The sequence below is a fragment of the Flavobacterium sp. genome, assembly GCF_040383245.1.
In the GTDB taxonomy this organism is placed as follows: Bacteria; Bacteroidota; Bacteroidia; order Flavobacteriales; family Flavobacteriaceae; genus Flavobacterium.
Window position 1 is genome coordinate 124,756 of the sequence record NZ_JBEIDX010000004.1, and the last position, 18,317, is coordinate 143,072.

Genomic DNA, 18,317 nt, shown 5'->3' on the forward strand with positions numbered 1-18,317 from the left:
ATTAAAAACAAAAATACTGATATTTTTTTTTAATAGATTTACAAATTAATTACTATTTATTACAATTTATATATACTAAATTTTATGAAAAAAAGGAACTTTATTGCTTATCTAGCATTATTTATTTTTGGAAGTAGTATTTCAATTTTTGCACAAAGTAAGGAAGTTGATGTAAAAAAATACATCAATTCAATTACTTCCAATGAATTGAAAACCCATTTAACAATTGTTGCCTCGGATGAAATGGAAGGAAGAGAAACCGGAAGTGAAGGACAAAAGAAAGCGGGGCGTTATCTAGTTGAACAATACCAAAAGGATGGAATTCCATTTCCAAAAGGTGCCACAAGTTATTATCAAAGGGTACCTGCTGAGTTCATGAATAAAGATTCAGGAGAAAATCTTCCAGACTCAGAAAATATATGGGCTTTTATTGAAGGTTCAGAGAAACCAAATGAAATTGTAGTGGTTTCAGCGCACTACGATCATGTTGGGGTTAAAAAAGGCCTTGTATATAATGGAGCTGATGATGATGGATCAGGAACTGTTGCATTGTTAGAAATTGCCCAAGCATTTCATAAAGCAAAAAAAGAGGGACACGGACCGAAGCGCTCTATATTAATTCTTCATGTTACAGGAGAAGAGCATGGTTTGTATGGATCAAGTTATTACTCAGAAAATCCATTATTTCCTATAGCTAATACCGTTGCTGATGTGAATATTGACATGGTTGGTAGAAGAGATGAGTTACACAAAGACAATAATAATTATATTTATTTAATTGGTTCTGATTATTTGTCTACCGATTTATATAAAATTTGTGAAGAGGTGAATTCTAAATATATTAATTTAAACATCGATTATAAGTTTAACGACCGTAAAGATCCAAATCGTTTTTATTATCGTTCAGATCATTATAACTTTGCTAAACACGGAATTCCAGTAGTATTTTTATTTAATGGAGTTCATGAAGATTATCATAAAGCAACAGATGAAGTTAGTAAAATTGAATTTGATGCTTTATCAAAAAGAACTCAATTGGGTTTTTCAATTGCTTGGGAAATTGCAAATCGTGAAGACAGAATAGTTGTCGATAAAGACGGAAAATAAAAAACTATATAAAATAAAAAAACCGCAAATTATTGCGGTTTTTTTATTTATTAAGCTTTGTTTGTTTTTGTTTTCCCTTTTGATTTTTCAAGCTCTTTTTTTACTTTTTCTAATTCCTCACGCGCTTTTATCATTTCTTCTTTAGCTTTAATCATTTCTTCTTTTGTAGTGTCAAAATCTGATTTTGATTTCTCAGTGGCTTCATCATCAATTTGGATTTTAATTTTTTTCATTTGTTTTTTGAATTCATCTAACCCTTTTTGGTTTCTAAAATCAAATTCGTTTGATTTTCCTTCATCATCTGAAAAACTATATTTTTCAACTTTATTCTCGCTTTTTATTTTATCTAATTCTTCAACCGAGTAATCGTCGCCACCTTCAATAACTTTCCCATCTTCAATAATTAAAGGTTTTTTTCCATCTTGTTGTATTTGAATTCTAGATTTAGTTTGACCATAAATTTCTGCGTCTTTGGGAAAACTAAAGCTAAAAGATTGGGAATTGTTGTTTCCTTGTTGAAATTGTTTTAATAATTCTTGTGGATTTGAATAATCAAATAATGCATCTGAATTGGTTAATCCAAAATTATTTTGTGAAGGAGTTCCAAAACCAATTTCGTCTCCATTTTTATAAAATGTAATCGTTCCAATTGGATTTTGGTTATCGTACTCCAAATTTCCTTTGTTTCCTTTTCTGTCGGAATATTCTACATGTATACCTGTAATTTCTTCTTTACTATTTCGTTTTACATCCGAATATTTAATAGTAATTCCTTTTTCTGCCAATGCCTTGCAGTCGTCTTTCATTTCTTGTTCTGGAGTGTCTTTTTTCCAAGTCATCACTATATCATCTTTGTGATTCTCCGTGCTTGAAAAGGACAACTTATTTGTTTGTGCAACAGAAATGATAGAAATTAAAAATGCAGTAAGTGTGAAAATCCGAATTGTTTTATTTTTTGCCATAAATAAATAGTTATAGAATTATTAATTATTGAGCAAAAATATATAGTGATAATATATGTAAAAAGAGGTTTTACAAATTTTTAACTTAATTAACTTTTTTTAAGAATTGGTATTACTATTTTTGTTAGATATAATACAATTTTCATTTGAAAACCTACAATAAAACTAACTTTCATAAACATACTTTCTGTATTTTTCAGGAAGTAACATTTGAAAGCATAAACGTTTTGAAACCGAATTTCATTAGTAAATCGGGGAGTAGTTATTACTTTACAGAAAAGGGAGTTTACAGGCATTCCAACCATTGGGGACGGGCTGCCAATTGCAAGTGGAGGTTAGTTTCAAATGGAATTTCTAAAGATAGATCCAAAGTTGGTTATGCCAATTGGTGTGATTTTTATTCCGATAACGATCAAGAAAAGCTCTATTATATTGAAGTAGATTATAGCACCCAATCGGCACAATTCAATCATTATAAAAGTGATAAATTCACAAAGGATATAGTGTTGCGAACCACAGCAGAAACAACAAAGTTAATCAAGCAAATACGGGTATTGTTAGAAGAAACTGCCTGGTCAAAATATTTAAAACACGAATCGATTGAAGTATTGCGAAAAGAAATTATTGAGCAATTAATCACAACCAATCGTACTTTACAAGAAATAAAAAAAGATTATTTATAAGTTGATTTTCTCTTGATTTACAAGTCGTAAGGTCCAGATTCCTAGTACAAAAGCAATTACACCAAGTAGTCCCATAAAAGCCCAATTGGCTTGATATCCAAAATGATCAATAATTCCCATTCCTACTTTCGCGCTTAAGATATGTGCCAAACTGTAACTCATTGTAAATATTGCCATATATCGTCCTTCGTGGCCTTTTGGCGCTCTGCTAATTGCAAATGAATTCGAAAACGGAAAAACAAACATTTCGGCAAAGGTCATAAAGAGCATCATAATTACTAAAATTCCGACCCAAAAATTAATTAATAGCAGAAATAAACTAATTGCCATTAATAAACAACCAATGGTTACCATTTTTACTTTATCAATTTTATTGCGTTCTACATAGCCCACAATAGGCATTTCCAAAAAGAAAATAATAATACCGTTCATGGTAATTAATAAACCAGTTTGAAATTCGGTAAGATCAAATTGCTCTTTATGGTATAACGGAATTGTAGTGAATAGTTGAAAAAACAAAATTCCAGAAATTAAACAACTTACTAAAAAGATCCAAAAGGGTTTGTCTTTAAAAACCGATTCTCGATTGGCTTCCAAACTCAATTTTTCTTCCTTTGAAATAAGGGGGCCTTTTTTCTCTTTTACTTTTATCCAAAATATTAATATGGCTAAAATGCAAGTTGCTCCATCAACCCAAAATAGGGCATTGTACCCAATTCCCATAATTATCAGTCCGCCAAGTGCTGGCCCGGCTGCAAATCCAAGATTAATTGCCAATCGCACTAAGGTTAAGGCACGCGTTCTGTTTTCGGGTTTTGCATAAACGCTTAATGAAACAAACATTGCAGGCCGAAACATATCAGCAATCGACATTAACAGGAACATTGATATACAAAGTCCTACGAAGGAAGTAATGAATTGCATTGCAAAAAAAGCCAAACCCGAAGAAAGTAAGCTGAAAACCATGATTCTATAGAATCCAATTTTATCCGATAATTTTCCGCCTAACCATGATCCGACCATTGATCCGGCGCCAAAACAAACCATGATCCATCCCACCTGACTGTATGAAAAATGTAAATTTTCTTTTAAATATTTCGATAAAAAAGGCAACACCATCGTGCCCGCACGATTAATGAATGTAATCAGCGTAAGAATCCATATCTCTCTTGAGAATCCCTTAAAGTTGCTTAAATATTTTTGAATTGCTTTATTTAACATGTAGAATTTCTGAGTTGCAAATCTACAAAGTAATATTGGGTTTTTCAGAACTTTTTGATTATAGACTTTCAAACTTTTAGATTAAATTTGCGCATGCAATTTTTCAATTTACATACCCACAAATTCTCGGAATATCCCAATACTTTAGAATTGGTAAATCAATATCCTTGGGAATTTGATGCAGCAATTCCGAATTATTCTATCGGAATTCACCCTTGGTATATTCAAGAAGATCGCTTAAAAAAAGATTTAGAAATGATTGAAGCTAAACTTCAATTAAATGAATGTTTGGCACTTGGAGAATGTGGTTTAGATAAGCGTATTGAAATTCCGATGGATTTGCAAATTGAAGTTTTTGAAAAGCAAATTCAACTTGCAGAAAAGTACCAAAAGCCTTTGGTTTTACATTTAGTGGCCGCCTTTGACGAATTGATTGCCATTAAAAAAAGATTCAACATTTCAGTTCCAATAGTTATTCATGGATTTTCAAAAAATCAACAAGTGGCCAAGCAATTAATCGATAATGGTTTTTATATTTCGTTTGGGAAATATTTATTGCGCAACCCCGAATTAGAATCGGTTTTTCAATCGATTCCAAATGATAAATTTTTTCTTGAAACCGATACTATGGTGGAAACTTTGGAAGAAGTTTATACCTTAGCAGCAAAATATAAGAACATATCAATTGAAGAATTGACTAGAATTATAAATTCAAATTTTAACACTGTTTTTAAATCAAATAGTAACAATAAATAGAGGGTGCGATTGAATCGTTCCTCGCAATGAAAAAAATGGCAAAGTGGCAAGAAAGAGCTGAATTATTGTTCAAAGCTCAAGGATTACAAAATCTTAAAAACTCGAAGGTATTAGTAGTTGGAGTAGGAGGCGTGGGGTCTTTTGCTGCCGAATTTTTAGCGCGTGCAGGTGTTGGAAACCTTACAATTGTAGATGGTGATGTGGTTGATATTACCAATATCAACAGACAATTGCCTGCTCTGCATTCTACTGTTGGTTTGTCTAAAATTGAAGTTGTCGGAAACCGTTTGATGGATATCAATCCTGAATTGAATTTAACGAAAGTACAAGAATTTCTTTCGCCAGAGCGTGCCTTTGAAATTGTGAACAGTGATTACGATTATGTTTTAGATTGTATAGATAGCGTCACTCCAAAACTGAATTTGATTATTGGAGCCAAACGAAATAGAGTGAAAATTATTTCTTCAATGGGAGCGGGAGGTAAAATGGAAGCTTCCAAAGTAAAGGTTGCCGACATTACCAATACGGTAAATTGTATGTTTGCTAAAACCATTCGCAGAAGATTAAAAGAACATAAAATTGATAAATTGAAAGTGGTTTTTTCATCGGAAATTCAAGATGAAACGAGCTTGAAAATGACCGATGGAAGCAATTATAAAAAATCGTTTTATGGCACCAATAGCTATATGCCAGGACTTTTTGGTTTGTATATGGCAGAAACCGTAATTCGATATTTGCTAAAAAAAGTTTAGAAAAGAGTATTACTATTAAGATTTTAAAACTTTAAACTTTATACCCAACACCTATACCTAAATGATACAAACTGTAATTTTCGACATGGATGGCGTAATTGTTGATACTGAACCGGTGCACCATTATGCGTACAATCAGCATTTTAAGCAATTAAATATTGAGGTTTCTCCAGAAATGTATGCATCTTTTACAGGGAATTCTACCAAAAACACCTACGAAAAGTTAAAAGCTAATTTTGAAATTACAGAGTCAATTACAGATTTAGTTGAAGCCAAACGCAATTTATTTAATGATGCTTTTGATAGTAAAGAGGATTTGTATTTAATTGATGGAGTAGAAGATTTAATTAAAGAATTACAACGCAACGGAATGCAATTGATTTTAGCTTCTTCGTCTGCAAATGTTACCATTGATCGCGTTTTCACTCGATTTGGATTGCATCAATATTTTACCCATTTAGTATCAGGGGAAGATTTTCCTAATTCGAAACCGCATCCAGCTATTTTTGAGCATGCTGCTAAATTATCAGGAAATTCAGTTGAGCATTGTATCGTAATTGAAGACAGCACCAACGGAATTCTTGCAGCCAAAGCAGCCGGTATCTATTGTGTGGGTTATGATAGTTTCAATACCAAATTACAAGATTATTCGAAAGCCGATAAAATAATAAAAGATTTCTCCGAATTGAATTTCGAAATAATAAAAAGCATTAAGGAAAATTAATTGTTATTGATTAGCCATTCTTTTAAGGATTGCCCATTGTTTTAAAGCCGTTCTAGCTTCAACCGCAGGATATCCTAGCATGGTTTTTCCAGCTTCAACATCACCAGTAACTCCAGATCCTGCGCCAATTGTAACGCCATCTCCTAAAGTTGTGTGGTCTTTAATAGAAGCACTTCCGCCAATAATTACTCCGTTTCCTAAGGTAACCGATCCTGCAAGACCACTATTTCCTGCCATGATACAGAATTTACCTAAAATACTATTGTGCCCAATTTGAACTAAGTTGTCAATTTTACATCCATCACCAAGAATAGTTGAACTAAATTTTCCTCTATCTACAGATGAATTGGCACCGATTTCTACATAATTTCCAAGAACTACATTACCGATTTGAGGAATTTTAGCCAATCCTTTTTCTGGGCAAGGTCTAAATCCAAATCCGTCTGCACCGATGGTGCAATTTGGGTGTAAGATGCAATGTGCGCCAACATGGCAACGCTCTCTAACCACTGCTCCAGGCCAAATTGCGGTATTATTTCCAATGGTGCATTCATCTAAAATGGTAACATTTGGATAAATAGTTACATTTTCACCCAAAACTACATTTGGTCCAATGTAGGCGTTTGCGCCAATTCGGGTTCCTGCCCCAACTTTTGCAGAAGCATCAATAACAGCAGTTGGATGAATTTCTGATGAAAACAGAGGAGGTGCTGGAGCAAATAGTTCTAAAACTAAAGTCATGGCCAAATCGGCATTTTTAACTTTTATAAATGCTCTATTTTCACCAGGTTCTATCGCTATATCTTCATTAACAATGGCAGCACAAGCTTTGGAGTCTTGCCAAAATTTTTCATATTTCTTATTTCCGATGAATGAAATTTCGGTTTCTTTTGCTAATTCCAATTGCTCAGGAGCAGAAATTAGGTGGGAAGTAGCTCCAACTAGGGTGCCTTTTACGACATTGTTAATGTCTTCTATAGAATAGTTTTTCATTAGATTTGGGAATTAATGTAATTCAAATTAAGTGAATTGTTTTTAGAAAATAGCATTTTTTTACTACTATTTATATTAAGTTATTTTTTTTCAAAAATTATATTATATAAAAAAAGCATTGATATCAATGCTTTTTTTAGGAGTATATTATTTTATTTATTTCAAACCAGCGATACTTTGTTCAATCGTAGCAATTTTAGCAAGAGCATCGGCTTGTTTTTTTCTTTCCATTTCTAAAACTTTCTCAGGAGCTCCATTCACAAATTTTTCATTGGATAATTTAGCTTCAACTGATTTTAAAAAGCCTTTAGTGTAATTTAATTCCTCGGTAAGCTTAGTAATTTCAGCATCCACATCAATAGTTCCAGTAATTGGAATGAAATATTCATTTGATTTTATGCGGTAAGATAGGGCACCATCCACTTTGTCAGAAACATATTCTAAATTAGTAATATTCCCTAATTTACAAATAACCGAATCAAATTGTGCGCTTGTTTTTTCATTGTTCACCACTTTCAAATCTATTGCATCTTTAAAAGGAATGTTTTTATCTTTTCTGATCGTTCTAATTCCAGAGATCACTTCAATTGTAAAATCAAAATCGGAAATTAATTTTTCGTCAAATGATTTTGCTTTAGGCCATTCCGAAACAATTAAGGCTTGCTCAGGAGTTCTATCTGTGATATGTTGCCAAATTTCTTCGGTTAAGAACGGCATGAACGGATGTAATAATTTTAAGTTGTTTTCCAACATTTCAATCGCCTTTTCAAAGGTAACTTGATCGATTGGTTGTTGGTATGCAGGTTTAATCATTTCTAAGAACCAAGAACAAAAATCATCCCAAACCAATTTGTAGATTGCCATTAACGCATCTGAAATTCGGTATTTATCAAAGTTTTCTTCAATTTCTGTTAGGGTTCTTTGTAATTTAGTTTCGTACCATTCGATAGCCACTTTTGATGACTCGGGCTGCGGAATGCTAGAAGAAACGTCCCAACCTTTAATCAATTTGAAGGCATTCCATATTTTATTTGAAAATGCTTTTCCTTGGTTGCACAATTCTTCATCAAACATGATGTCGTTTCCTGCAGAGGCACTTAAAAGCAATCCAACACGAACTCCATCGGCACCAAATTTTTCAATTAATTCTAAAGGCTCTGGGGAATTCCCCAGCGATTTAGACATCTTACGACGCTGTTTGTCTCTTACCAATCCGGTTAAATATACATTTGAAAATGGTTTTTCACCTGCATATTCATAACCTGCTATAATCATACGAGCCACCCAAAAGAACAAAATATCTGGCCCTGTAACTAAATCATTAGTAGGGTAGTAGTATTTGAATTCTTCGTTTTCTGGATTTAAAACTCCACCAAAAACGGCCATTGGCCATAACCAAGACGAAAACCAAGTGTCAAGTGCATCGGCATCTTGCTTTAAGTTGGATACTTGAAGTTGGGAGTTAGAAGTTTTAGCTTTTGCTAATTCCAATGCTTTTTCAATAGTTTCGGCAACTACAAAATCTTCTTTTCCATCACCATAGTAATATGCCGGAATTTGTTGTCCCCACCAAAGTTGACGTGAAATATTCCAATCGCGAATGTTTTCCAACCAATGTTTGTAGGTATTGTTGAAACGATTTGGATATAATTTAACTTCTTGCGTTTCTAAAACCGCTTTAATTGCTGGTTTTACCAATTCTTCCATGCTTAAAAACCATTGGTCGGATAAGCGTGGTTCAATAACAGCTTTAGTTCTTTCAGAAGTTCCCACTTTATTTAAGTGCGTTTCTGTTTTTGCTAACGCACCGCTAGTTTCAAGTTCTTTTGCAATTTCTTCTCTTACAACAAAACGATCTTTACCTTGGTAATGCAATCCAAATGAATTTAGAGTAGCATCATCATTAAAAATATCGATGATTTCTAATTGGTGTTTTTCGCCCAATGTTTTATCGTTCATGTCGTGAGCAGGAGTCACTTTTAAGCAACCGGTACCAAATTCTACATCTACATATTCGTCTTCAATAATTGGAATTACGCGACCACAAATAGGAACAATCGCCTTTTTACCTTTCAAATGGGAGAATCGCTCATCATTTGGGTTGATGCAAATTGCAGTATCCCCAAATATTGTTTCAGGTCGGGTAGTGGCAACAGTTAAATAATCTGTTGAACTTTCAATTTTATATTTTAGGAAATATAATTTTCCTTGTTGTTCTTCATAGATAACTTCTTCATCAGAAAGTGTGGTTTTAGCCTCTGGATCCCAGTTTACCATTCGGTAGCCACGGTAAATTAATCCTTTATTGTATAAATCTACAAACGAATGAATTACGGATGCCGACATGTCAGGGTCCATGGTGAATTTAGTTCGTTCCCAATCGCAAGAGCAACCTAATTGTTTAAGTTGTTCTAGAATGGTACCACCATATTTGTTAGTCCAATCCCAAGCGTGTTTTAAAAACTCTTCACGAGTTAAATCATTTTTATTGATTCCTTCGCTTTTAAGTTTGGCAACCACTTTCGCTTCAGTAGCAATAGAAGCATGGTCGGTTCCTGGCACCCAACATGCATTGAATCCTTTTAATCGTGCACGACGAATTAATACATCCTGAATGGTATTGTTTAGCATGTGTCCCATGTGTAATACTCCGGTTACGTTAGGTGGAGGAATTACTATTGTGTATGGAGTTCTATGATCGGGTTTGGAAGAAAAGTAATCGTTTTTCATCCAATAGTCGTACCATTTTTGTTCTACTTCTTTGGCGTTAAATTGCGCAGGAATTGCCATATTTTTTATTCTGTTATTTGATTTATTCAATTTACAAAAAGTAACCAAGTTTGTCAATTAGCCCTGATAGCAGTGAAAATACGTGTCTTTTGGCGCGTATTGTAGCGAATAGCAGGAATTTGGTTTACAAATAATGCCTAAACATTCGCTCCAAACCAACTTAAATTAGTTTGTATATTTTTTGTAAATATATCTGCAAAAGTAAGTAATAAGTACTTTTATAAAAAATTAAGATTTAAAATTTTGCTTTTTAATTTAAAGTGGTAATTTTACTAAACTAAAACAATTAAAATTTAGACTTATGAAAAAGATACTTGTTGTTGCATTTATGATTGCAAATGGATTTGTTTTTGCACAGAGCGGAGCTAAAATTGTATTTAAGGATATGGATAATACAATTGATTACGGTACAGTTTCTAAGGATTCTGATGATGGAATAAGAAAGTTTGAATTTACGAATACAGGTGATCAACCTTTAATAATTAAAAATGTACAGTCTACTTGTGGTTGCACGGTTCCGAGTAAACCAACGGGTGAAATTTTGCCAGGAAAATCAGATTTTATTTCAGTTAAATACAATATGAACCCAGGACCAATAAGAAAAACTATTACAGTTGAAACCAATGCGGTGAATGTAGACGGAGGGATGATTGCTTTAAAAATAAAAGGGGAAGTAATTGTTAAGCCGGAAGTGAATTTGCTGGAAAAGAAAAAAGCAGGTCCGGTTCAATAAAAAAATATAGCGTATAAAAAAAGGTCTGAATGTTCAGGCCTTTTTTTATGGAAGTTATTCAGTTTTTTGTTTTGCTTTGAATACAAAATATAATCCGATTACTATAAACGGTAGGCTTAGCCATTGACCTGTAGAGAAAATTGTATTGTCTCCAAATCCACCTTGGCTTTCTTTTACATATTCTACTACAAAACGTACTGACCACAATAAAATTAGAAAAAGTCCGAAAAGCATTCCTTGTTTTTGTGCTGCTTTGGTTTTCCAATAAAGGAATAATAGCAAGAAAAACACAAAGATGTAGCAGAAGGATTCATACAATTGGGCAGGATGTTTTAAAGGCACTTGCATTAGTAAATTACTAAATTGAGGATCATTTGCAATAGCTTGATAAGCAGCATCTGGATCACTAATGTTGGTTTTGGTTACGGCATCTTGTGGGGTAAAATAATCACGAATGAATTTGATTCCGAATGTAGCATTGTTGGTTACTTTACCAACGATTTCAGAATTAAAGAAATTTCCAATTCTTACAAATACTGCTCCACACGCAACAGAAATTACCACTCTGTCCAATACCCATAAAATAGGACGTTTGATTATGTTTTTGCTGTAGAAATACATTACAATAATTATTGATATGGCAGCTCCATGACTTGCTAATCCGGCAAATCCGGTAAATTTAAATTCTGGTTCAAATTTAAACGGAAGTAAAATCTCTAGTAAATGGTTTCTAAAATATTCCCAATCGTAGAAAAATACATGACCTAATCGCGCTCCTAAAAGTGTTGCTAGAACTGTCCAAACAAATAATGAATCTAATTTGTCTAAAGACTCTTTCTCGTTTAGAAATATTTTTTTCATGATGTACCAGCCCAATCCAAAGGCAATGACAAACATTAAGCTGTAAAATCTAATAAAAATAGGTCCTAAATGTATTCCTTCAGCTGGATTCCAAATCATGGTATATGGTTTTGATGATTTTCAAAAATAGTAATATTAAAAGTAAACTATTTTTAAATTTTTGTTATTTATGATTGCATTTTTTCTCGGGCACCGGATCATAACCTGTTTTTCCCCAAGGGTTGCAACTTAATATTCGTTTTGTTCCAAGGTAAGATCCTTTGAATAATCCATGAATCTTTAACGCTTCGGCAAAATAGGAAGAGCAAGTGGGTTCAAATCTGCAACTTGCAGGTGTAAATGGGGAAATCGCTTGCTTATAAAAATATATCAATCCTAATAAAGGGGCTATTAATATATTTTTTACTGTTTCCATGGTTTATTAAAAACTATATGAAGTTCCGTCTTTTCCGTCTTTCAACTGAATATTTAAAGCTAATAATTTATCTCTAATTTCATCAGAAAGAGCCCAGTTTTTATTGTCTCTAGCGGTTTTTCTCATTTCGATTAGCATTTCAATTACTCCTTCTAATTTTTGAGTGGTGTTATTGGATGCTTTTTCGTTTTTTATTCCTAAAATTTCAAAAGTAAATGTTTCTAAAGTAGTTTTTAATTCAGCTAAATCTTCAGCTGAAATCGTTTCTCTTTTATCATTTAAAACATTAACAAATCGAACGCCTTCAAATAAATTTGCTATTAATATTGGTGTATTGAAATCGTCATTCATGGCATCATAACAATTTTGTTTCCAAGTTGTTATGTCAACTGATGAAGTTTCGCTAGGCGTGATTTCGTTGCAAAGTTGAATGCCTTCCATTAATCGGATAAATCCTTTTTCGCTCGCAATCATGGCTTCGTTAGAAATATCTAAAACGCTACGATAATGCGCTTGAAGGAAACAAAAACGAACAGTGTTTGCATTAAATTCTTTTTCAAAAAACTGATTTCCACCTTCAATTAATTCCATTGGTAGAATGTAGTTCCCTGTAGATTTACTCATTCTTAATCCGTTCATGGTGAGCATATTGGTGTGCATCCAGTAATTAACTGGTGTGGTATTATTACATGCTTTTCCTTGAGCAATTTCACATTCGTGATGCGGAAATTTCAAATCCATTCCACCTCCGTGGATGTCAAATTTTTCACCTAAATATTTAGTGCTCATTGCAGTACATTCTAGGTGCCATCCTGGAAATCCTTCTCCCCAAGGAGAATTCCAACGCATAATGTGAGCTGGAGAGGCTTTTTTCCAAAGAGCAAAATCTTGCGGATTTTTTTTCTCGTTTTGGCCATCTAAATCTCTGGTGTTAGAAAGTAATTCTTCAACGTTTCGATTGTTCAATTCACCGTAATTCATGCCTCTTTTGTTGTATTCTAGTACATCAAAATATACTGATCCTTGACTTACATAGGCAAATCCGTCATTAATTAATTTTTGAGTTAATTCAATTTGCTCTAAAATATGTCCCGTTGCAGTTGGCTCAATAGTAGGAGGTAGGAAGTTAAAATGATCTAAGACTTTGTGAAAGTCAACGGTATATTTTTGAACCACTTCCATGGGTTCTAATTTTTCAAGTCGGGATTGTTTAACAAATCGATCGTTTTCAACAGATCCATCATCGGTAAGATGTCCCGCATCTGTAATGTTGCGGACATATCGAACTTTATAATCTAAATGTTTTAAATACCTGTAAATAACATCAAAACTCATGAAAGTTCTTACATTTCCTAGATGAACATTGCTATAAACTGTAGGTCCACAAACATACATTCCAATTGCACCTTCAATTATTGGGTTGAAATTTTCTTTCTCTCCAGAAAGAGTGTTGTATATTTTTAACTTTTGATTTGTGTAAAGTGGCATACTATTTTTATTAAAACGACGTATCTAGTTTTATGTATTCTAAAAATTCTTTTCTTACTGCTTCTTCTTTAAATCTTCCGCCAAATTCTGAAGTTACGGTACTACTTTCAATGTCTCTAATTCCGCGAGAATTTACGCACAAATGTTTGGCATCAATGATACAAGCAACATTTTGTGTATTTAGTACTTTTTGTAATTCTCTTACGATTTGGATAGTTAATCTTTCTTGCACTTGAGGTCTTTTTGCAAAATAATCAACAATTCGATTCATTTTAGATAAACCAACAACTGTTCCATTAGAAATATAAGCAACATGAGCTCTTCCTACAATTGGCAGTAGGTGGTGCTCACAAGTGGAATAAAGAGTGATGTTTTTTTCAACAAGCATTTCATTGTATTTGTACTTGTTTTCAAAAGTAGAAGAACTAGGCTTTTTAGTTGGGTTTAAACCCCCAAAAATTTCCTTAACAAATAATTTAGCCACTCTGTCTGGAGTCTTTTTTAAACTATCATCAGTTAGATCCATTCCAAGAGTAGATAAGATATTTTCTACATTTTTTTTAATGATTTCTATTTTATCTTCATCCGATTTTTCAAACGCATCTTTTCTCAAAGGAGTTTGTTCGTTTGTTCCAATATGATTGTTTCCTAATTCGTCTGTTAAATCCTCTTGATTAGTCATTGTTTGATGATAAAATATTAATAGAAATTAACTGCAAAGATAATTATTATAAAATTATTAAACCATCAGAATTTATTTTTTCTAAAAATTCAAATTTTTAAGAATAAATATTACTATTTTTTAGTATATTTCGCTCCTTAAAATTCAATCCCAAATGAGAAAAAATTTACTATTTTCATTATTAAGTCTTTTGTTTATAAATACATTAACGGCTCAAAATTTATTAACTAACGGCAATTTTGAGCTAGGAAATACTGGTTTTACAACCGATTATCAGTACTTTGCTAATGCTCCATTACCAAACAGCCAACAAAAAGCATATGGAATAGTGACTGTACCAAGTGCATGGTTTTCTTTATTCAGCAACTGCACGGATCATACAAGTGGATCAGGAAAAATGATGGTTTTAGATGGCTCAATTACAAATGGAGGTAATGATAAATTTTGGTCGCAAACAGTTTCTACTTCTGCCAATATAAATTATACTTTCAGTTATTGGGTACAAACTGTAGCAATTCCACCTCCTGCTGTGATTGCAGTTAAAATTAATGGGGTTTTGTTAGGGACAAATGTTGCACCATCTGTTTCCACATGTGGTAATTGGACTCAATATTTTTTAGTTTGGAATTCTGGATCTAGTACTTCGGCAACTATTGAAATGTATGATACTAATATACAAATTGCAGGTAATGATTTTGCAATTGATGATTTATCATTTAATTCACAACTAGAAATTACAGTTCCAAATAGTCAATCATTTTGTAATGGAACTTTGTTGCCTTCGTTAAATTTTAATAGCAACCAACCTGGAACTACTTTTTCATGGACAAATAGTAATCCGTTACTTCCAATTGGAGGCCAAGGCACAGGTAATATTTCAAATGTTTTGGCGACCAATAGTTCTTCAACTCCAATTGTTGCTACAATTACCGTTACTGGATCCTTAAGTGGTTTTGTTAATAATGTTAAACAATTTACAATAACTATTAATCCAACTCCTAAGGTAGTTGTAAATAATATTGAAAAATGTAAAGGCGATACTTCTCCTGGTAGTATTAGAGCAACTCCTGCAACACCTGGAACCTATAGTTATGCTTGGACGGTTCCACTAACCGCTACTAACCCAGGTAATGTTGCTGTTATAAATAACGCAACTGTTGCGGGTAATTATACTGTAGTTATTACAAATACTGCCACGGGTTGTGTTAGTGAATCTGCTACAGGTACCTTGCAGTATATCATAAATTGTTGTCCAAATGAAATTAACATTCCAGTGCCAGAGACACTTTGCGATAATGCTAGTTGTACCCCATTAACTGCATCTTTCTTGGATGTTAAAGCTACAACTAGTTATACTGTTGCTTCAATTCCTTATGCTCCTCTTGTGCCCCTTGGTAATGCAATCTCTCAAAATGTTTGTACTCAAGATGATAGGTTTTCAGACCCATTAAATTTGCCATTTAAATTTAGTTTTTTTGGCACTTGTTACAATCAATTTCAGATAGGTACCAATACGCTATTGACATTCACCCCGAATCCAACTAGATTATGTAATTCCGGCGCTGGGAGTGGTTATTCATTTAATCAACAGATTCCGTTTAATTTTGGAGATCCGCAATGGATGAATGCAATTTATTTTCCAATGCAAGATACCGATCCAAGCGTTTCTTCAACTCCACCCGTTTCTATAACTTATAAAGTAGATGGTTTTTACCCGTGCAGAAGAGCTATTATTGATGTAAAAAATATGCCTTTATTTCAATGTGGTACTACTCTAGGATTGCAAGAAAGTCAATTGGTATTATATGAAGGAACTAATATTATTGATATTTACGTGAAGAGAAGAAGTGTTTGTTCTTGGAACAGTGGAAGTGGTGTTCTAGGAATTCAGAATGCTGCAGGTACACTTGCTTATACTCCCTCAAATAGAAATACAGGTACTTGGCAAGTTTTGGGCACTGCTGCATTTCCATCAGAAGGTTGGCGTTTCACCCCTTCTGGAGCTTCGTTAACATCTTTCAAATGGTTAGATGCAAGTGGAGCTACAATTGGTACTACACCATCAATATCCGTGTGTCCAACTGCAACTACAACTTATACAGCACAAGTAAAATATACAGAATGTTCGCTTTTAGGCCCACCCACTACAAGAACTGTTTCTAAAGATATTACAATAGATGTTTATCCAGATGATACTTTAAATCCTGTTGATATTATTAATTGTGCAAACAATAATTTTAATTTAACTTCAAATGCAACAGTTGTTTTAGGAAGTTTACCTGCAGGTAGTTATGACACACCTACTTATTTTACTTCACTATCTGATGCACAAAATGGTTTAAATCCAATTACAAACCCTAGTTCTTACTCAATACCTTCAGGAACAAGTCAAACAATTTATATGAATTTAACTAGCACTTCTAATATCTGTGTTAGGGTTAAACCATTTAAAATATTGTTTTCTACCCCTTTAGTATACAATCAAGCGGCTTCAATCTTTAGTAACCAGGCTGTAGGTGCTAATTTTAATTTAAGTACTTCAACATCTTTGCCAACAGCATCATACAATGTAACGGGATTAACGTTAGCACCTGGATTAACTATCTCTGGAGGTAATCCTCAAGTTGCGACTGGATTATTGGCAGCAGATTTAGCTAATGATGTTTTTACAAATTCTTCAACTACACCTTTGAATGCTGTATACACGGTAGTTCCTGTTAGTGCTACAGGTTGTTTAGGAACTCCATTTACTGTAACAATAACGGTAATGCCGCAAAGTGGAATAATTAGATGTAGTAAAGAAGTGGTTGGAGTTAATTTTAATTCTCCAATTATTGTTGCAGCTACTTATAATGTAACCGCATTAAATTTAAATGGATTAACTGTTTTTGCTGGTAATCCTCAAGTAGCTAATGGATTATTAGCTTCTGCATTAGCAGATGATGCCTACATTAATACTACCAACGCACCAGTTGATGTAATTTATACTGTTGAGCCTGTTAGTGCTTCAGGTGTTGCAGGCGCTTCGTATACGATTACTGTAACTGTAAATGCCACAACAGCGTTACCAATAGTTACACCTGTTACATATTGTCAAGGAGCGACAGCTACAGCATTAAGTGCCACAGGAACAGGATTATTATGGTATAATGTTGCAACCGGCGGAACGGGTTCTACAACAGCAATAATTCCAAGTACTGCTTTGGCAGGTACTACAATTTATTATGTATCTCAAACTGTCTCTGGTTGTGAAGGTCCAAGAGCTCCAATTTCAGTAATCGTAAATGCAACACCAGTTTTACCAACTGTTACAACACCAGTTACTTATTGCCAAGGAGCTGCCGCTTCGCCATTAAGTGCTACAGGAACTGGATTATTATGGTATGGAACTCCTTTTGGGGGCACTGGTTCTGCTATTGCACCTACTCCTAGTACTACTACAGTAGGCACCATAACGTATTATGTGTCACAAACTATATTGGGTTGCGAAGGTCCACGAGCAGCAATTGCAGTTACTGTAAATGCTACTCCTGCAACTCCTTCAGTAACTACCCCTGTTACCTATTGTCAGGGTTCCACTGCAACTGCACTTACAGCATCTGGAACCAGCTTATTATGGTATGCATCATTAACAGGAGGTACAGGGTCTGTTACCCCCCCAACACCAAGTACTTTATCTGCTGGAGTTACTACTTATTATGTATCTCAAACGGTAATTGGATGTGAAGGGCAAAGAGCACCAATTGTTGTTACAATAAATCCTATTCCCGCTCTCCCAACAGTTATCACCCCAGTAACCTATTGTCAAGGAGCCACTGCTTCGGCATTAAGTGCCACAGGAACTGGTTTGTTATGGTATACTGCACCTACTGGAGGAACTGGTTCGTCAGTTGTGATTTTACCTAGTACATCCAACGTAGGCAGTACTACCTATTATGTTTCACAAACAGTATCTGGTTGTAAAAGTCCAAGAGCACCAATTGTAGTGACTGTTAATGCTACACCTGCATTACCAACAGTTACTTCCCCTGTTACTTACTGCCAAAATGATTCAGCTACAGCATTAAGTGCTACAGGTACGGGATTATTATGGTATACAACTCCAACAGGAGGTGCAGGTTCAGCAACAGCTCCAACACCAAGTACTGCA

General features: G+C 33.9%; 15 protein-coding genes. 7 read left to right on the forward strand and 8 right to left on the reverse strand.

The genetic code is table 11. The features are described 5' to 3' along the window. Positions 1–84 precede the first annotated feature (84 nt). Positions 85–1,107 (forward strand): M28 family metallopeptidase, encoded by a 1,023-nt coding sequence (locus tag ABWO08_RS03455; protein ID WP_353083656.1) that lies wholly within the window; start codon positions 85–87, stop codon positions 1,105–1,107. A 50-nt stretch (positions 1,108–1,157) separates the two neighbouring features. Here ABWO08_RS03455 and ABWO08_RS03460 read toward each other — a convergent pair whose 3' ends face one another. Next, positions 1,158–2,069: a hypothetical protein gene (locus ABWO08_RS03460; protein ID WP_353083657.1), complete on the reverse strand. Its 912-nt coding sequence runs from the start codon at positions 2,067–2,069 to the stop codon at positions 1,158–1,160. A 227-nt stretch (positions 2,070–2,296) separates the two neighbouring features. Here ABWO08_RS03460 and ABWO08_RS03465 point away from each other — a divergent pair, with 227 nt between their 5' ends. After that, on the forward strand, positions 2,297–2,752 hold the full coding sequence (locus ABWO08_RS03465; RefSeq protein ID WP_353083658.1) for a hypothetical protein: 456 nt from the start codon (positions 2,297–2,299) through the stop codon (positions 2,750–2,752). Here the strand turns inward: ABWO08_RS03465 and ABWO08_RS03470 are convergent. Next, positions 2,747–3,973 (reverse strand): MDR family MFS transporter, encoded by a 1,227-nt coding sequence (locus ABWO08_RS03470; protein WP_353083659.1) that lies wholly within the window; start codon positions 3,971–3,973, stop codon positions 2,747–2,749. The genes ABWO08_RS03465 and ABWO08_RS03470 overlap by 6 nt on opposite strands. A gap of 93 nt (positions 3,974–4,066) precedes the next feature. Here ABWO08_RS03470 and ABWO08_RS03475 point away from each other — a divergent pair, with 93 nt between their 5' ends. The 3 genes from ABWO08_RS03475 (at position 4,067) to ABWO08_RS03485 (ending at position 6,205) form a co-directional block, all read left to right on the forward strand. Next, positions 4,067–4,729, forward strand: a complete 663-nt coding sequence (locus ABWO08_RS03475; RefSeq protein ID WP_353083660.1) for a TatD family hydrolase — start codon at positions 4,067–4,069, stop codon at positions 4,727–4,729. A 35-nt stretch (positions 4,730–4,764) separates the two neighbouring features. Then, positions 4,765–5,481 (forward strand): tRNA threonylcarbamoyladenosine dehydratase, encoded by a 717-nt coding sequence (locus ABWO08_RS03480; RefSeq protein WP_353083661.1) that lies wholly within the window; start codon positions 4,765–4,767, stop codon positions 5,479–5,481. Between the two features lie 61 nt (positions 5,482–5,542). Further along, complete coding sequence (locus ABWO08_RS03485; protein ID WP_353083662.1) at positions 5,543–6,205, forward strand: HAD family hydrolase; 663 nt, start codon at positions 5,543–5,545, stop codon at positions 6,203–6,205. Positions 6,206–6,208: 3 nt separating this feature from the next. Here ABWO08_RS03485 and lpxD read toward each other — a convergent pair whose 3' ends face one another. Further along, the gene (lpxD, locus tag ABWO08_RS03490) at positions 6,209–7,198 is read right to left on the reverse strand and encodes a UDP-3-O-(3-hydroxymyristoyl)glucosamine N-acyltransferase (protein WP_353083663.1); all 990 of its coding nucleotides are present in this window, start codon (positions 7,196–7,198) and stop codon (positions 6,209–6,211) included. A 156-nt stretch (positions 7,199–7,354) separates the two neighbouring features. Further along, positions 7,355–9,988 (reverse strand): valine--tRNA ligase, encoded by a 2,634-nt coding sequence (locus ABWO08_RS03495; protein ID WP_353083664.1) that lies wholly within the window; start codon positions 9,986–9,988, stop codon positions 7,355–7,357. Positions 9,989–10,289: 301 nt separating this feature from the next. On the opposite strand from ABWO08_RS03495, the gene ABWO08_RS03500 reads away from it, so the two are divergent. Beyond that, a complete protein-coding gene (locus ABWO08_RS03500) occupies positions 10,290–10,721 on the forward strand; it encodes a DUF1573 domain-containing protein (protein ID WP_353083665.1) in 432 nt (143 codons plus the stop codon). Positions 10,722–10,775: 54 nt separating this feature from the next. Here ABWO08_RS03500 and lgt read toward each other — a convergent pair whose 3' ends face one another. The 4 genes from lgt to folE all read right to left on the reverse strand — a co-directional run bounded on the left by lgt (position 10,776) and on the right by folE (position 14,167). Further along, positions 10,776–11,681 (reverse strand): prolipoprotein diacylglyceryl transferase, encoded by a 906-nt coding sequence (lgt, locus tag ABWO08_RS03505; RefSeq protein WP_353083666.1) that lies wholly within the window; start codon positions 11,679–11,681, stop codon positions 10,776–10,778. A gap of 64 nt (positions 11,682–11,745) precedes the next feature. After that, on the reverse strand, positions 11,746–11,997 hold the full coding sequence (gene yidD, locus ABWO08_RS03510; protein ID WP_353083667.1) for a membrane protein insertion efficiency factor YidD: 252 nt from the start codon (positions 11,995–11,997) through the stop codon (positions 11,746–11,748). A 6-nt stretch (positions 11,998–12,003) separates the two neighbouring features. Then, a complete protein-coding gene (cysS, locus tag ABWO08_RS03515; protein ID WP_353083668.1) occupies positions 12,004–13,485 on the reverse strand; it encodes a cysteine--tRNA ligase in 1,482 nt (493 codons plus the stop codon). Positions 13,486–13,495: 10 nt separating this feature from the next. Next, positions 13,496–14,167 carry a GTP cyclohydrolase I FolE gene (gene folE, locus ABWO08_RS03520; RefSeq protein ID WP_353083669.1) on the reverse strand — a complete coding sequence of 224 codons (672 nt, stop codon included), beginning with the start codon at positions 14,165–14,167 and terminating at the stop codon, positions 13,496–13,498. 154 nt (positions 14,168–14,321) lie between these two features. On the opposite strand from folE, the gene ABWO08_RS03525 reads away from it, so the two are divergent. After that, positions 14,322–18,317: Ig-like domain-containing protein (locus tag ABWO08_RS03525; protein ID WP_353083670.1), on the forward strand; the 3,996-nt coding region annotated here is incomplete at its 3' end.

Excerpts from the sequence above, each read along its gene's own strand:
- yidD (WP_353083667.1), bottom strand. The coding sequence starts at position 11,997 with ATGGAAACAGTAAAAAATATATTAATAGCCCCTTTATTAGGATTGATA.
- ABWO08_RS03475 (WP_353083660.1), top strand. The coding sequence starts at position 4,067 with ATGCAATTTTTCAATTTACATACCCACAAATTCTCGGAATATCCCAAT.
- ABWO08_RS03485 (WP_353083662.1), top strand. The coding sequence starts at position 5,543 with ATGATACAAACTGTAATTTTCGACATGGATGGCGTAATTGTTGATACT.
- lpxD (WP_353083663.1), bottom strand. The coding sequence starts at position 7,198 with ATGAAAAACTATTCTATAGAAGACATTAACAATGTCGTAAAAGGCACC.
- cysS (WP_353083668.1), bottom strand. The coding sequence starts at position 13,485 with ATGCCACTTTACACAAATCAAAAGTTAAAAATATACAACACTCTTTCT.
- ABWO08_RS03460 (WP_353083657.1), bottom strand. The coding sequence starts at position 2,069 with ATGGCAAAAAATAAAACAATTCGGATTTTCACACTTACTGCATTTTTA.
- folE (WP_353083669.1), bottom strand. The coding sequence starts at position 14,167 with ATGACTAATCAAGAGGATTTAACAGACGAATTAGGAAACAATCATATT.
- ABWO08_RS03495 (WP_353083664.1), bottom strand. The coding sequence starts at position 9,988 with ATGGCAATTCCTGCGCAATTTAACGCCAAAGAAGTAGAACAAAAATGG.
- ABWO08_RS03500 (WP_353083665.1), top strand. The coding sequence starts at position 10,290 with ATGAAAAAGATACTTGTTGTTGCATTTATGATTGCAAATGGATTTGTT.
- ABWO08_RS03455 (WP_353083656.1), top strand. The coding sequence starts at position 85 with ATGAAAAAAAGGAACTTTATTGCTTATCTAGCATTATTTATTTTTGGA.
- lgt (WP_353083666.1), bottom strand. The coding sequence starts at position 11,681 with ATGATTTGGAATCCAGCTGAAGGAATACATTTAGGACCTATTTTTATT.
- ABWO08_RS03480 (WP_353083661.1), top strand. The coding sequence starts at position 4,765 with ATGGCAAAGTGGCAAGAAAGAGCTGAATTATTGTTCAAAGCTCAAGGA.
- ABWO08_RS03470 (WP_353083659.1), bottom strand. The coding sequence starts at position 3,973 with ATGTTAAATAAAGCAATTCAAAAATATTTAAGCAACTTTAAGGGATTC.